Here is a 15,099-nt window from a genome sequence, read left to right as displayed (position 1 = left end):
ATGAGAGGATCAGACCTTTCATATGGAACATTCTTCTCATGACCGAGCTCGCTGTTCAGCTCCCCGAGGCCAGTCGCCGCCTCGATGCCATCGACCGCAAGATTCTGACCGTGCTGCAGGAGGACGCCTCGCTGTCGGTCGCCGAGATCGGGGACCGGGTCGGATTGTCGTCGACGCCGTGCTGGAAGCGCATTCAGCGGCTGGAGGCTGACGGCGTGATCCTGCGCCGGGTTGCGCTCGTGGACCAGAACAAGATCGGGCTCGGCATTTCCGTGTTCGTGTCGGTCGAGAGCGCCGATCATTCGGAAGCCTGGCTGCGCAAGTTTGCCGACGCCGTCAGCGCCATGCCCGAGGTCATGGAATTCTACCGGATGGCCGGCGACGTCGATTACATGCTGCGCGTCGTGGTCGCCGACATGGCGAGCTATGACGTGTTCTACAAAAAGCTGATCAGCGCCGTACCGCTGAAGAACGTCACTTCGCGCTTTGCGATGGAGAAGATCAAGTCGGTGACCGCGCTGCCGGTGCCGGCGGCGTAGGTCTCGATCTAGCGACAATGAAGCGGTCATTCCGGGGCGATGCGCAGCATCGAACCCGGAATCTCGAGGTTCCGGGTCTGGTGCTTCGCACCATCCCGGAATGACACTGCCTCAAATCTTCTGATTATACTCGCCGACTTCCGGATGCGTGCGCAGCACGCCGTCCATCGCCTCGAACATGTCGCGCATACGCTGTTCGGAGACCGGGCTTTCGACCACCACCACCAGTTCCGGCTTGTTCGATGAAGCCCGCACCAGGCCCCAGCTTCCATCTTCGACGGTGACACGCACGCCGTTGACGGTGACGAGATCGCGGATCTTCTGGCCGGCGACCGTGTCGCCCTTTTTCTGCAGCGTTTCGAAGTGCTTCACCACGGCATCCGCCACACGGTATTTCAGCTCGTCCGCGCAATGCGGCGACATGGTCGGCGACGACCAGGTTTTCGGCAGCGCGTTTTTGAGATCCGCCATCGACCTGTCGGACGCGTGATCGAGCATCTCGCAGATCGCAATCGCCGAGACCAGGCCGTCGTCATAGCCGCGGCCGAACGGCTTGTTGAAGAAGAAGTGGCCGGATTTCTCAAAACCCGCCAGCGCCCCCATCTCGTTGGTGCGGCGCTTCATGTAGGAATGGCCGGTCTTCCAATAGGCGGTCTTCGCGCCCTGCTTTTGCAGCACCGGATCCGTCACGAACAGCCCGGTCGATTTCACGTCGACCACGAACTGCGCGTCCTTGTGGATCGCCGACATGTCGCGCGCCAGCATCACGCCGACTTTGTCGGCGAAGATCTCCTCGCCAGTATTGTCGACCACGCCGCAGCGGTCACCATCGCCGTCGAAGCCCAGGCCGACATCGGCCTTGTGCTTGAGCACGGCGTCACGGATCGCGTGCAACATCTCCATGTCTTCCGGATTCGGATTGTATTTCGGGAAGGTGTGGTCGAGCTCGGTATCGAGCGGAATGACTTCGCAGCCGATTGCTTCCAGCACCTGCGGCGCGAACGCGCCGGCCGTGCCGTTGCCGCAGGCAGCGACAACTTTCAGCTTGCGCTTCAGCTTGGGGCGGTCGGTGAGATCGGCGATGTAGCGCGCCGGGAAATTCTCATGAAATTGATAGGCGCCGCCGGCCCTGTTCCTGAAATCGGCGTTGAGCACGATTTCCTTCAGCCGCGTCATCTCGTCGGGGCCGAAGGTGAGCGGGCGATTGGCGCCCATCTTCACGCCGGTCCAGCCATTGTCGTTGTGCGAGGCGGTCACCATGGCGACGCAGGGCACATCGAGATCGAACTGCGCGAAGTAGGCCATCGGCGTCACCGCCAGCCCGATATCGTGCACCTTGCAGCCGGCCGCCATCAGGCCGGAAATCAGCGCGTATTTGATCGAAGCCGAATAGCCGCGGAAATCATGGCCGGTCACGATTTCTTGTTTGACGCCGAGCTCCGCGATCAGCGCGCCGAGCCCCATGCCCAGCGCCTGAACGCCCATCAGATTGATCTCCTTCTCGAACAGCCAGCGCGCGTCATATTCGCGAAATCCGGTTGCCTTCACCATTGGCCCGGATTCGAAATCATAGGTATTCGGAACCAGCACGGATTTGGGCTTCGGAAACATGGAATGGCCTTGTCGTGGATTAAGAGGGAACTGCAGCCATAGCGGAAGCGCAGGCCGGGCGATAGGCAGGCCGGCGCGTTGTGACGGTCAATTGCGGCGGTTTGGTAGCCTGGTAACCTTACCTTACTGTTCCAGCACCAGTCGGCCGTTGGCATATTCGAACCGCTTCAGCTTCGACAGGAACGACAGGCCGAGCAGGTTCTCCGACAGCGCCTCGTCGGGCAACACCACGGCATCGACGTCGCGCACTATGAGACCGCCGAGCTCAATCATGGCAAGGCGGGTCCGCGCAGCCCTGATGGTGCCGTTGGCGGTGGAGACGGTCGCATTGTAATCGCTGCGCGAAGGGCGCAGGCCGAAGCGCGCCGCGGACTTCTCGTTCAGCGCGACCAGCGAGGCGCCGGTATCGACCATGAAGTTGATGCGCTGCCCGTCGATGCGGCCGTCGGTCTGGAAATGGCCGCGGGCGTCGCGGGGAATGTCGATGCTGCGGCCGGAGGCTTGCGCGACCGTTTGCGCGGGAGCCAGTTTCGGCGATGCGTTGGCGGATGCCGGGGCCGGCGACATCTTGTCCGCCATCTGCGCCATGTAGGTGCCGAGCCCGACCAGAACGGCGGCAAGGATCATCAGGTTACGCATTACGCCACACTCGATTGCCAGCCCGCCGATATCACCACGTCAGCCGCGAAACCGCGACTAACGGCGATGGCCGGGCCTGCCATTTTGATGAAAAGGATGAGCGAAGCGTTAACGCCGAAGCCGTCATATGCGGGCTTGACTCGCGTACCCATCAATATTCGGAAAAAGCCTCTTCTCAAGAACGATGGATTGCCGGGTCAAGCCCGGCAATGACAGCTTGAAGCCTCATGTCCCGCGTGGCTTAACCCTTCGCGTCGGCTGCGCGGCGGCCGGATCCTCCGGCCAGGGGTGGCGGGGGTAGCGGCCGCGCAGGTCGGAGCGCACGGCCGCATAGCTGCCGCGCCAGAAACCTGGAAGGTCGCGCGTCACCTGCACCGGACGCTGCGCCGGAGATAGCAGCTCCAGCACCAGCGGTACCGCGCCCTTCGCAATCGAGGGATGGGTGTTGAGCCCGAACAGTTCCTGCAGGCGCACCGCAATGGTCGGGCCCTGCTCGGCCTCGTAGTCGATCGCCAACATGGTGCCGGTCGGCGCTTCAAAATGCGTCGGCGCTTCGCGCTCGAGCCGCGCGCGCAATTCCCACGGCAGCATTGCCATCAGCGCTTCGGAGAGATTGCCTGGCGAAAACTCCTTCAGCGAGGTCTTGTCGTAGAGCGCGGGCACCAGCCAGTTCTCGGCCTCAGTAGCGAGCGCGGCATCCGACAGATCGGGCCAGCTATCGCCTTCCGCCTTGCGCAGGAACATCACGCGGTCGCGCCATTGCTTCAGGGATTTCGACCATGGCAGCTTGTCGAGCCCGACCGCAACCAGGCCGGCGGCGAAGATGCGTGCAGTCTCTGCCGAGGGCGACAGCGCGACCGGCGCTTCCGACAGCGTGATCGCATGCAGCGTCCGCTTGCGGCGCGCCCGTAGGGCCATCGCGCTGCGATCGAACGAAATCTCCTCGGTGTCCTCGATCTGATCGGCGAAGCGCGTTTCGATATCGGCTTGCGCGATCGGCGCGGCAAGCAGGATGCGTCCCTGCGCGGCGATGCCGGTCAGTTCGCCGACGGCGATGTAGGGCGTGCGCGCCAGCGACGAAGTTTGTTCGACGGCAGCGCCGCGGCCGTTCGCCAGCACGAAACTGCCATTACCGCGGTTGCGCGCGACGCGGTCGGGAAAGGCGAGTGCGAGCATCATCCCGGTGGAGGGCGAAGTATCCTCGGCAGGCCGCCCTTCCGTCGCCTCTACCTGCTGGGCCCAACGCTGCGCCAGACTGCGGGCGCTCATAGCGCGCGGCGAGCGGTCGCGGCGGAATTGATCGAGCCTGACATCGAGATCGACGCTGTCGCCGCCGAGGCCGCGTTCGGTAAGGATCGCGGCGATTTCGGCGGCCTCTTCGCCCGCCCCCAGCCGGTGCGAATCCACGATCATGCGCGCCAGCCGTGGCGGCAGCGCCAGCGCGCGCAGACTTTTTCCCTCCGCGGTAATGCGGCCATCCGGATCGAGCGCGCCGAGTTCGTGCAGAAGGCTGGTGGCCTCCTTCAGCGCGGGCGCGGGCGGCGGATCGAGAAACGCCAGCGTCGCCGGATCGCGCACGCCCCATTGCGCGAGGTCGAGCACCAGCGAGGAGAGGTCGGCCGAGAGAATTTCCGGCTGGGTGTAAGCCGCAAGCGATGCGGTCTGCGGCTCGTCCCACAGCCGGTAGCACACGCCGGGCTCGGTGCGGCCGGCGCGGCCGCGGCGCTGGTCGACGGCGGCACGCGAGGCGCGCACGGTCTCCAGCCGCGTCAGGCCGATATCGGGCTCATAGCGCGGCACCCGCGCCAGGCCGGAATCGACGACGATGCGTACGCCCTCGATGGTGAGCGAGGTCTCGGCGATCGAGGTCGCCAGCACGACCTTGCGTTGGCCCGTCGGTGCCGGCGCAATGGCGCGATCCTGCACCGAAGCGTCGAGCGCGCCGAACAGCGGCACGATCTCGACGGCCGGATCATGTATCCGCTCGCTGAGAAAATTCTGCGTGCGGCGGATTTCGGCGGCGCCCGGCAGAAACGCCAGCACCGAGCCCGGATCGGCGCGCAGCGCTGTTACGATCGCATCCGCCATCTGCCGCTCGATCGACGAATCCGCCTTGCGGCCGAGATAGCGCGTCTCGACCGGAAAGGCGCGGCCCTCGCTGGCAACGACCGGCGCGTTGCCGAGCAGCTTGCCGACTCGCGCGCCATCGAGCGTTGCCGACATCACGAGGATACGAAGATCCTCGCGCAAACCGGTCTGCGCGTCGCGGGCGAGCGCGAGGCCCAGATCGGCATCGAGCGAGCGCTCGTGAAACTCGTCGAACAGCACGGCGCCGACGCCGGACAGTTCAGGATCGTCGAGAATCTGTCGCGAGAAGATTCCCTCGGTGACCACCTCGACCCTAGTCGCGCGCGAAATCTTCGAGCCGAAACGGACGCGGTAACCGACGGTCTCCCCTGCCCGCTCGCCGAGCGTCCGCGCCATTCGCTCGGCGCTGGCGCGCGCCGCGATCCGCCGCGGCTCCAGCACGATGACCTTCCTGCCCTTCAGCCAGGGCGCATCGAGCAGCGCCAGCGGCATCCGCGTGGTCTTGCCGGCGCCGGGCGGCGCCACCAGCACCGCGGTGTTGTTGGCCGCCAGCGTGCGGTCGAGCTCATCGAGCACCGCGTCGATCGGAAGAGGCGTGTCGAAGCTTCGGGGCAATATCTCTGATCCGTCATCACCCGCCTTGCACGCAATGGCGCACTGGAGCGGATGATCCAGTAAACGAGGAGCGCGAGTACTGGATACCCCGCCTGCGCGGGGTATGACAACGTGCTTGCGGCTACTTCCGAGCCTCGCCCCGTCGCCCAACGCTCTCGTAAATGAAGCCATGGGCCGCCATGTCATCGGCGCGATAGATATTGCGCAGATCCACGACAACGGGCTGGGCCATGGCGCCCTTGATCCGATCGAGGTCGAGCGCGCGAAACTGCACCCATTCGGTGACGATCACCATGGCGTCCGCGCCCTTCACGCACTCATAGGGGTCGTCGCAATATTCGATGTCGGGCAATTCCTTCTTCGCCTGCTCCATGCCGACCGGATCGTGCGCGCGCACCTTGGCGCCCATGTCGAGGAGACCCGTCACCAGCGGGATCGACGGCGCCTCACGCATGTCGTCGGTGTCGGGCTTGAAGGTGAGGCCGAGCACCGCGACCGTCTTGCCGCGCAGGTTGCCGGCGGCATTCGACACCTTGCGTGCCATCGCCCGCTTGCGGTTGTCGTTGACGCCGAGCACGGCCTCGACGATGCGCAGTTGCACGTCGTGGTCCTGCGCGATCTTGACCAGCGCGCGGGTATCCTTCGGAAAGCAGGAGCCGCCGAAGCCCGGACCGGCGTGCAGAAACTTCGATCCGATGCGGTTGTCGAGGCCGATGCCGCGCGCGACCTGCTGGACGTCGGCGCCGACCTTTTCCGAAAGATCGGCAATTTCGTTGATGAAGGTGATCTTGGTGGCGAGGAACGCGTTCGCCGCGTATTTGATCAATTCAGCCGTGCGCCGCGCGGTGTACATCAGTGGCGCCTGGTTGAGTGACAGCGGCCGGTAGACTTCACCAAGCACCTTGCGCCCGCGTTCGTCATCGGTGCCGACCACGATACGGTCGGGGAATTTGAAGTCGCGGATCGCGGCGCCCTCGCGCAAAAATTCCGGATTGGAGGCGACCACCACATCCGCCGATGGATTGGCTTCGCGGATCAGCCGTTCGACCTCGTCGCCGGTGCCGACCGGCACGGTCGATTTCGTCACCACCACCGTGAAGCCCGAGAGCGCCGCTGCGATCTCGCGCGCCGCGCTGTAGACGTAAGTGAGATCGGCGTGGCCATCGCCGCGACGCGACGGCGTACCGACCGCGATGAACACGGCATCGGCGTCCGCGACCGGCCCGGTCAGATCCGTAGTGAAATCCAGCCGCCTGGCCTTGACGTTGGACGCCACCAGCGCGTCGAGCCCGGGCTCGAAGATCGGGATCTCGCCGCGGCGCAGGGCTTCGATCTTGCCAGCATCCTTGTCCACGCAGGTGACGTGGTGACCGAAATCGGCAAAGCAGGCGCCGGATACCAGCCCCACATAGCCCGTGCCAATCATGGCAATTCGCATTGAAACGACCCATCCCTAATGGTTAACGCCAACCCCGAATTCGTCGGCGTCTTAGAGCATTTTTCACCAAAGAGGAAACCGGAAAAAGCGGCCCCGCCCCGGCATGCCATTTGTATCGATAAAGAAGAAAGCAACAGATCGGGCCGAAGATGCGGCCACCTCGCGCCGAAAAGGGACACCGATGACTTCAAACGGCACATCCGCCGGACCTGACCGTTCCACCCGCATCGACTGGGTGGACTACGCCAAGGGCATCTGCATCGTCATGGTGGTGATGATGCATTCAGTGCTCGGCGTGGAAAAGGCGGCCGGCGACACCGGTTTCATGCATGCATTCGTCATGTTCGCGCAGCCGTTCCGGATGCCGGATTTCTTCCTGATTTCAGGCCTTTTTCTCAGCGTCGTGATCGACCGCGACTGGCGCACCTATCTCGACCGCAAGGTCATGCACTTCGCATATTTTTACGTCCTCTGGATGACGATCCAGTTCGGCTTCAAGGCGCCCGGCTTCGCCGCCGAAAACGGCTGGCGCCATGTTGGCCAGCTCTATCTGGAATCCTTCATCGAGCCGTTCGGCACGCTGTGGTTCATTTATTTGCTGCCGGTGTTCTTTGTCGTCACAAAACTGTCACGCGGCATCGCGCCACTTGCGATCTGGATTGTCGCCGCCGCGCTGGAGATGGCGCATGTGGAGACCCACTGGACGGTGATCGACGAATTCTGCGCGCGCTTCGTCTATTTTTATTCCGGCTATCTGTTTGCTTCCTACGTGTTCGCGCTGTCAGACTGTTCACGTGAAAAGCCTGCGCTGGCGCTCATCGGGCTGGCGCTGTGGGCGCTCGTCAACGGCGGCCTCGTCACGGCCGGCTACAGCCATTGGCCGCTGGTCTCACTGGCGCTCGGCTTCGCCGGCGCCGGTGCCATCATCGTGATGGGCACGCTGCTGGCGCGCATGCAATGGCTGAATTTTCTGCGCTATTGCGGCGAGCATTCCATCGTCATCTATCTCGCGTTCTTCCTGCCGATGGCGGTGACGCGAACGCTGCTCTTGAAGACCGGCCTGATCGCCGATATCGGGGTGATCTCCCTGATCGTGACAGTGACGGGCATCGCGGGAGCGATTTTGATTTGGCGGCTGGCGCTGTTGGTCCGCGCCGATTTCCTGTTCGAGCGCCCCACTGCCTTCTGGATCGCGCCGAAAAAGGCTGCGCCCGCGCTGCAGCCGGCGGAGTAGGTTCGCGGTCACGGCAAAGCCCTCAAGCCCGGCCATGACGAGAGAATCTGTGGTCGCCTCCCTCCCAAGGCTGTCATTCCGCGCAAAAATCCCTAAATTTCGGCCATGCCGAAAACAGCCCCCAAAGCCGCCGCCAAACCCGCTCCCGCCAAAGTTCCAGCCAAGGCCGCCGCCAAACAACCTGGCAAGGGCGACCATGTGTTCCTGGTCGATGGCTCCTCCTACATTTTCCGCGCCTATCACGCGCTGCCGCCCTTGAACCGCAAGTCCGACGGGCTGCAGGTCAATGCCGTGCTCGGCTTCTGCAACATGCTGTGGAAGCTCCTCCGCGAGATGCCGGAGGATAACCGGCCGACCCACCTCGCCATCGTGTTCGACAAGTCGGAGATCACCTTCCGCAACAAGCTCTATCCCGACTACAAGGCGCACCGGCCGCCGGCGCCGGACGACCTGATCCCGCAATTCGCATTGATCCGTGAAGCGGTACGCGCTTTCGACCTGCCCTGCCTGGAACAGGTGGGCTACGAGGCCGACGATCTGATCGCGACCTATGTCCGCATTGCCTGCGAACGCGGCGCTACGGCGACTATTGTGTCCTCGGACAAGGATCTGATGCAGCTCGTGACCGACTGCGTGACCATGTACGACACCATGAAGGACCGCCGCCTGGGCGTCGCCGAGGTAATCGAGAAATTCGGCGTGCCGCCGGAGAAGGTGGTCGAGGTGCAGGCGCTGGCCGGCGATTCCACCGACAACGTGCCGGGCGTGCCTGGCATCGGTGTCAAGACCGCGGCGCAACTGATCACCGAATATGGCGACCTTGAAAGCCTGCTCTCCCGTGCCGGCGAAATCAAGCAGCCGAAGCGGCGCGAGGCCCTGATCGAGAACGCCGAGAAGGCGCGGATTTCGCGGCAATTGGTGCTGCTCGACGACAAGGTCGATCTCGAAGTGCCGCTCGACGATCTTGCGGTGCACGAGCCGGATGCGCGCAAGCTGATCGCCTTCCTCAAGGCGATGGAGTTCTCAACCCTCACCCGCCGCGTCGCCGAATATTCGCAAGTAGATCCCGCCGACATCGAGCCGGATGCCGGCAACAAGAGCGGCGCCAGCGTTTTCGCGGTGCCGCCCTCGGGCAAGAAGCCGGAAGGCTATGAAGGCACGACGCTGGATGGCCCACCCGCAGGCAAGCCTGCCACCGCACCGGGCAAGACCGGCGGCGACAAGCAGGACAAGGCGGCGAGCCACAAGGGCACGCCGATCTCGCTGGCGGCGATCCGCGCGGAGGCTGCGCGAAAACTGCCGGTCGATCGGACCAAATACCAGACCATCCGCACGTTCGATGAGCTCAGGGCCTGGGTTGCGCGGGCTTATGATGCCGGCACGTTCGCGATCGACGCCAAGGCGAGCTCGGACGATCCGATGCAGGCCGACATCTGCGGCATCGCGCTGGCGCTGGCGCCAAACGACGCCTGCTACATCCCGCTCGCGCACAAGCAATCCGGCGGCGGCGCAGGCCTGTTCGACGCCGGCCTCGCGCCGGACCAGATCACGGTCGCCGAGGCGTTGGCAGCGCTGCAGCCGCTGCTGGAATCACCGGGCATTCTCAAGATCGGCTTCGACATCAAGTTCAGCGCCGTGATGCTGGCGCAGCACGGCATCACCCTGTGCAACGTCGACGACGCACAATTGATGTCGTACGCGCTCGACGCCGGACGCAATTCACATGCGCTGGCTTCGCTCGCTGAACGTTGGTTTGGCCATGCGGTGATCGCCGAAAGCGAGCTGATCGGCAACGGCAAGGGCAAGCTCACGTTCGACCAGGTGGCGATTGACAAGGCGACCGCCTATTCAGCCGAAAGCGCCGATGTGATCCTGCGGCTGCATCGTGCGCTGAAGCCGCGGCTCGCCGCCGAGCACATGACGACGGTCTACGAGACGCTGGAGCGGCCGCTCGTCACCGTGCTGGCGCGGATGGAGCGGCGCGGCATTTCGATCGACCGGCAGGTGCTGTCGCGGCTGTCGGGCGACTTCGCCCAGACCGCGGCGCGCGTCGAGGCTGAGTTACAGGAGATTGCCGGCGAGCCGATCAATGTCGGCAGCCCCAAGCAGATCGGCGACATCCTCTTCGGCAAGATGGGAATCCCCGGCGGCACCAAGACCAAGACCGGCGCGTGGTCGACCTCGGCGCAGATCCTCGACGAACTCGCCGAGCAGGGCCACGAATTTCCGAAAAAGATTCTGGAGTGGCGGCAGGTCTCGAAACTGAAATCGACCTATACCGACGCGCTGCCGAATTACGTGCATCCGCAGACCCACCGCGTGCACACCACCTACGCGCTGGCTGCGACCACCACGGGGCGGCTGTCGTCGAACGAGCCGAACCTGCAGAACATCCCTGTACGTACCGAGGACGGCCGCAAGATCCGCCGGGCCTTTGTCTCGACGCCAGGCCATAAGCTGGTATCGGCCGACTATTCGCAGATCGAATTGCGCCTGCTGGCTGAGATCGCCGACATCCCCGTGTTGAAGCAGGCGTTCCGCGACGGGCTCGACATTCACGCCATGACGGCCTCCGAAATGTTCGGCGTGCCGATCAAGGACATGCCGGGCGAGGTGCGCCGCCGCGCGAAAGCGATCAATTTCGGCATCATCTACGGCATCTCGGCGTTCGGTCTCGCCAACCAGCTCGGCATCGCACGCGAGGAAGCTTCCGCCTACATCAAGAAATATTTCGAGCGCTTCCCGGGCATCCGCGCCTATATGGACGAGACGCGGGACTTCTGCCGCAGCAACGGCTATGTGACGACGCTGTTCGGCCGGAAATGCCATTACCCCGATATCAAGGCCTCCAACGCCTCGATCCGCTCCTTCAACGAGCGCGCCGCGATCAACGCCCGCCTGCAGGGCACCGCCGCCGACATCATCCGCCGCGCCATGGTCCGGATGGAGGATGCGCTGGCGGAGAAACAGCTATCGGCGCAGATGCTTCTGCAGGTTCATGACGAACTGATCTTCGAGGTGCCGGACGAAGAGGTGGCGGCGACGCTGCCGGTGGTGCAGCGCGTGATGCAGGACGCGCCGTTCCCGGCCGTGGTACTCTCGGTGCCGCTGCAGGTGGATGCGCGGGCGGCGAACAATTGGGACGAGGCGCATTGATTCAATAGCACTGTCATCGCCCGGCGTGGGCGGGGAAAGAGAAAATCAATCCAGCTTCGCTTCCATGCCGCGCTTGGTCGCCGGGCGGGCCATCAGCGCGTTGTACCAGCGCTCGACATTCGGAAAATCCTTCAGCTCCACCTTATGGCGAGGGTGGCGCCAGGCCCAGCCGAGGATGGCGAAGTCGGCGACGGATAGTGCGTCGGCGACGAATTCGCGCCCCTCCAGGCGACGGTCCAGCACGCCATAGAGCCGGCGCGTCTCGGCCATGAAGCGCTTCAGGCCATAGGCGCGGTCCGTTTCATTTTCCAGCGCGATGAAATGATGAACCTGGCCCGGCATCGGTCCGAAACCGCCCATCTGCCACATCATCCATTCATAGACCGGGATACGTTCGGCCAGCGGCCTGGGCAGGAACTTGCCGGTCTTCTCGCCGAGATAGAGCAGGATCGCGCCGGATTCGAAAATGCTCACCGGCTTGCCGCCAGGGCCATCGGGATCGACGATCGCCGGGATCTTGTTGTTCGGGCTGAGCTTGAGGAAGGCTGGCGCCATCTGCTCGCCCTTGGTGATGTTGACCGGGATCACCGTGTAGGGCAGTCCCATTTCCTCCAGCGCAACCGATATCTTGCGGCCGTTCGGCGTGTTCCAGGTGTGCAGTTCGATCGTCATTTTTTGTCATACCCCGCGAAAGCGCGGTATCCAGTACCCCGGAACTTGAGACGGTTACAACCGCCGCCGCGGAATATGCGCTCATCTGCCATCGCGGATGACGACACCATGCCCTGTTGACGGCGCCGGATCGGCGCTGGAATGTGCCCGAAAGCGCCGATAGATTGCGGCCCGCCTCAAACTCGGGAAAGACCGCCTTGTCCAAATCAGCCTCCCGCGCCCGTCTCGCCGAGATCATCCGCAAGCGCTCGTTCGGCCGCGGCGAGATCACGCTGGCCTCCGGCCGCAAGAGCGACTTCTACTTCAACCTCAAGCCGACCATGCTCGACCCCGAGGGCGCGGCGCTGCTAGCCGAACTGACCTATGAGGCATTGAAGGATGACAGGCTCGATTTCATCGGCGGGCTGGAGATGGGCGCGGTCCCGCTGGCGGGCGCGATCGCGCAGCTCTCCTGGCTGAAGGGGCATCCGATCGCCGCCTTCTTCGTGCGCAAGAAACCGAAGGAGCATGGCGCCCGCCTCGCAGTGGAAGGGCTCGCCAAGGGCGAGACCTTGCAGGGCAAGCGCATCGTGATCGTCGAGGACGTCACCACGACCGGCGGTTCTGCCCTGAAGGCGGTCGAAGCGGTGCGCGATGCCGGCGGCGAGATCGTGCTGGTGCTCACCATGGTCGACCGCGAGGAAGGTGCAAGCGAGGCCATTGCCGAGGCCGGGCTCGAATTTCGTTCGCTGTATAAGGCGGGTGAATTTTTGAAGGGGTGATTGCTGTTGGTTTCCCTCTCCCGCTTGCGGGGAGGTCGACGCGTGCGTAGCGCGTGACGGGTGGGGGCTCTCTTCCCGACTTCGGACATTCTTTATGCGGCCACCACCCTCCCCCGCGAGCGGGAGAGGGAGAGGAGGAGGCCTCAATTCTTTTCGGCTCCCGCCCGCCCCCGAACACCACTCCTTTACCATCCACCGTTAAGGTTACTCGCGGCTGAAGCCTGACACGCTTCAGCGCGTCTGTTGCGTCGGGTGGAGTTGGCGTTGCGTACAGAGTTGGCTTTTTCGCGCGTGCGGCGCCGCGTAATGTCTGCGGCTGCAGCGATCCTCACGGCCTCGTTTGCGCTGGTGCCCGGCAGCGTTTCCGCCGAGGGCCTGTTCGATTTCCTGTTCGGCGGCATGCAAAAACAGCAGGTGCGGCAAGCCCCCTCACCAACCAACTTCTTCGCCGATCCGTTCGGCAACAATCAACCGGTCCAGCCCGCGCCGCGCGTCGCGGGCTCCGGGCCTGCCTTCTGCGTGCGAAGCTGCGACGGCAAATATTTTCCGCTGACCACGCGCGGCAACGCCTCGCCGGTTCAGATGTGCCAGTCCTTCTGTCCAGCAAGCGTCACCAAGGTTTTTTACGGCAGCAACATCGATAGCGCCGCCGCGAGCAATGGCGAACGTTACGCGGACAGCGAAAACGCCTACGCCTATCGCAAGGCGCTGCGCGCCGATTGCACCTGCAACGGCAGAAGCCCGTCTGGCCTTGCGCCGGTCGATCTTGCGCTCGACACCTCGCTGCGCTCCGGCGACGTCATCGCCACCACCGACGGTCTGGTGGCCTATACCGGCGTTCGGCTCGGCACCGATCAGAGCGCGGAGTTCACGCCCGTCGCCTCTTATCCCGGCCTCACGGCCGACGTCCGCGCCCGGCTCGGCGAGATGAAGGTCGCGCCGGTTAGCGCCGAGATGGTCGCCGGCAGCGCGGCGCTACCCGAGCCGAGAGGCGACGCCGACCTGCCAACCGCCTCGATTCCGAAGAGCGGCGCGAAGCGGGCGGAAGTGCGATAAGGCAGTACAGCGCAAGGCCCAAACACGAAATTGCGAAAACAACCCCATGCAAAGTAGCATGGGCCCCCGCTCGCAGCATTCCCGCAACTGACGCCAGCCCTACCGCCCGACGATGACCCCAATCACGTTCGGCGCCGACAGATATTTTTCCTCGATCGCCGCGCGCGCCGCCGCACGGTTTTCCGGCGTCAGCAGACCGCGCTTCTCGGCCAGGATCATCCAGCAATAGCCCCACCAGTCCGTCAGCATGCCCTGGTCGTCGACGAGGTCGTAGCCCTGCTCGGCGGCAAAGATGCGCGCCTGCGCCTCGTCCAGTGAATCGAGAAAGGCGTGGTCCACGTCCGAAAACAGCTCGTCGCTGAAATCGTCGGTGGTGTAGCCCCATACCGACATGCAGACCGCATTGAACTCGCGGTCGATCGCGTCGTCGTCGACGAGCTGGCGGCGCGAGGCCTGATGCAGGCGCGACAGCGAGCGCGCGAAATCGGCGATACGGGTGAGGGCGAACTGATCGAAGGCGATGGTGGACATGTAGTCCTCGCGGAGACTGATAGACCATAGATGTTGTGTCGGCATCGCGCCGAATCACAATGGTATATCAGATACTTGCTAAAGTGTTCTTAATTTGTTCTAAGGAAACGTCGTCCCGGCGAAGGCCGGGACCCATAACCACCGAGGCTCGACTTTTTGCGGGATGGGGCCAGCGCATGCCCAGCGGCACATACTACGTCTACATTCTCGCCAGCGGCCTGTATGGAACGCTATACATTGGCGTAACCAACAATGTACGCACCCGAGTTGAGCAACATCGTGCTGGCCGCGGCTCTATTTTCGTTAAACAATACGGCGTGACCCGTCTCGTGCACGTCGAGGAATTTGCATCGTCACTGGAGGCGATCGCTCGAGAAAAGCAATTGAAGAATTGGCGGCGAGACTGGAAGATTCGCTTGATCGAAGAAGCCAATCCGGATTGGAGCGACCTGTCTCACCTGCTCTAAGCAGCGGTGATTATGGGTCCCGGCCTTCGCCGGGACGACCTTGAATTCACATCGCGGACAGCAGCTTGTCCCCGCAGTAATTGGCGTAGAACTTTCCGCCACACTGCCGCTTGATCGCCGCGCAACGGGCGGCGGGTGATGTGCCCTGCGCAACACTGAAGGCGCAAGTCACCACGTCGGCGCTCCTGCCGGTCTTACCCGCGGCAAAGGCTGCGCTGGTCGCACTGATGCAGACTACCAGCAACGCAGTGGCGGCGATCTCGATCATCAGTCTCATGGCAAGCCTCCCACT

General features: G+C 63.7%; 13 protein-coding genes. 6 read left to right on the top strand and 7 right to left on the bottom strand.

Features of this window, described 5'->3' with window-relative positions; translation table 11 throughout:
* Nucleotides 1-38: 38 nt before the first annotated feature.
* Nucleotides 39-539, top strand: coding sequence for an Lrp/AsnC family transcriptional regulator (locus tag HCN50_RS10035; RefSeq protein WP_171709483.1), 501 nt, complete (start codon nt 39-41; stop codon nt 537-539).
* Between the two features lie 111 nt (nt 540-650).
* Here the strand turns inward: HCN50_RS10035 and HCN50_RS10030 are convergent, their stop codons facing one another.
* From HCN50_RS10030 to HCN50_RS10015, 4 genes are all read right to left on the bottom strand, one after another.
* Nucleotides 651-2,150, bottom strand: a complete 1,500-nt coding sequence (locus HCN50_RS10030) for a phosphomannomutase/phosphoglucomutase (protein ID WP_171709482.1) — start codon at nt 2,148-2,150, stop codon at nt 651-653.
* Between the two features lie 123 nt (nt 2,151-2,273).
* Nucleotides 2,274-2,789, bottom strand: coding sequence for a TIGR02281 family clan AA aspartic protease (locus HCN50_RS10025; protein WP_171709481.1), 516 nt, complete (start codon nt 2,787-2,789; stop codon nt 2,274-2,276).
* 225 nt (nt 2,790-3,014) lie between these two features.
* On the bottom strand, nt 3,015-5,492 hold the full coding sequence (gene hrpB, locus HCN50_RS10020) for an ATP-dependent helicase HrpB (protein ID WP_171709480.1): 2,478 nt from the start codon (nt 5,490-5,492) through the stop codon (nt 3,015-3,017).
* A 121-nt stretch (nt 5,493-5,613) separates the two neighbouring features.
* Entirely contained in the window at nt 5,614-6,930 is a 1,317-nt protein-coding gene (locus HCN50_RS10015) for a UDP-glucose dehydrogenase family protein (RefSeq protein WP_171709479.1), read from the bottom strand.
* 181 nt (nt 6,931-7,111) lie between these two features.
* On the opposite strand from HCN50_RS10015, the gene HCN50_RS10010 reads away from it, so the two are divergent.
* Complete coding sequence (locus HCN50_RS10010) at nt 7,112-8,164, top strand: acyltransferase family protein (protein ID WP_171709478.1); 1,053 nt, start codon at nt 7,112-7,114, stop codon at nt 8,162-8,164.
* Nucleotides 8,165-8,269: 105 nt separating this feature from the next.
* On the top strand, nt 8,270-11,320 hold the full coding sequence (gene polA / locus HCN50_RS10005; RefSeq protein ID WP_171709477.1) for a DNA polymerase I: 3,051 nt from the start codon (nt 8,270-8,272) through the stop codon (nt 11,318-11,320).
* A 45-nt stretch (nt 11,321-11,365) separates the two neighbouring features.
* Here the strand turns inward: polA and HCN50_RS10000 are convergent, their stop codons facing one another.
* On the bottom strand, nt 11,366-11,992 hold the full coding sequence (locus tag HCN50_RS10000) for a glutathione S-transferase family protein (protein WP_171709476.1): 627 nt from the start codon (nt 11,990-11,992) through the stop codon (nt 11,366-11,368).
* A gap of 197 nt (nt 11,993-12,189) precedes the next feature.
* Between HCN50_RS10000 and pyrE the strand changes: the two genes are divergently transcribed.
* Entirely contained in the window at nt 12,190-12,753 is a 564-nt protein-coding gene (pyrE, locus tag HCN50_RS09995; RefSeq protein WP_171709475.1) for an orotate phosphoribosyltransferase, read from the top strand.
* 306 nt (nt 12,754-13,059) lie between these two features.
* A complete protein-coding gene (locus HCN50_RS09990; RefSeq protein WP_171709474.1) occupies nt 13,060-13,809 on the top strand; it encodes a DUF2865 domain-containing protein in 750 nt (249 codons plus the stop codon).
* Nucleotides 13,810-13,908: 99 nt separating this feature from the next.
* On the opposite strand, the gene HCN50_RS09985 is transcribed toward HCN50_RS09990, so the two are convergent.
* Nucleotides 13,909-14,340 (bottom strand): hypothetical protein, encoded by a 432-nt coding sequence (locus HCN50_RS09985; protein ID WP_171709473.1) that lies wholly within the window; start codon nt 14,338-14,340, stop codon nt 13,909-13,911.
* A 176-nt stretch (nt 14,341-14,516) separates the two neighbouring features.
* On the opposite strand from HCN50_RS09985, the gene HCN50_RS09980 reads away from it, so the two are divergent.
* Complete coding sequence (locus HCN50_RS09980; protein WP_171709472.1) at nt 14,517-14,807, top strand: GIY-YIG nuclease family protein; 291 nt, start codon at nt 14,517-14,519, stop codon at nt 14,805-14,807.
* Nucleotides 14,808-14,853: 46 nt separating this feature from the next.
* Here the strand turns inward: HCN50_RS09980 and HCN50_RS09975 are convergent, their stop codons facing one another.
* Complete coding sequence (locus tag HCN50_RS09975) at nt 14,854-15,084, bottom strand: hypothetical protein (RefSeq protein ID WP_171709471.1); 231 nt, start codon at nt 15,082-15,084, stop codon at nt 14,854-14,856.
* Between the last annotated feature and the right edge of the window lie 15 nt (nt 15,085-15,099).

The organism is Bradyrhizobium archetypum (assembly GCF_013114835.1).
GTDB classification, from domain to species: domain Bacteria; phylum Pseudomonadota; class Alphaproteobacteria; order Rhizobiales; family Xanthobacteraceae; genus Bradyrhizobium; species Bradyrhizobium archetypum.
The sequence above is the reverse complement of the archived record's forward strand: the minus strand, read 5'-3'. Positions and strand labels throughout refer to the sequence as shown.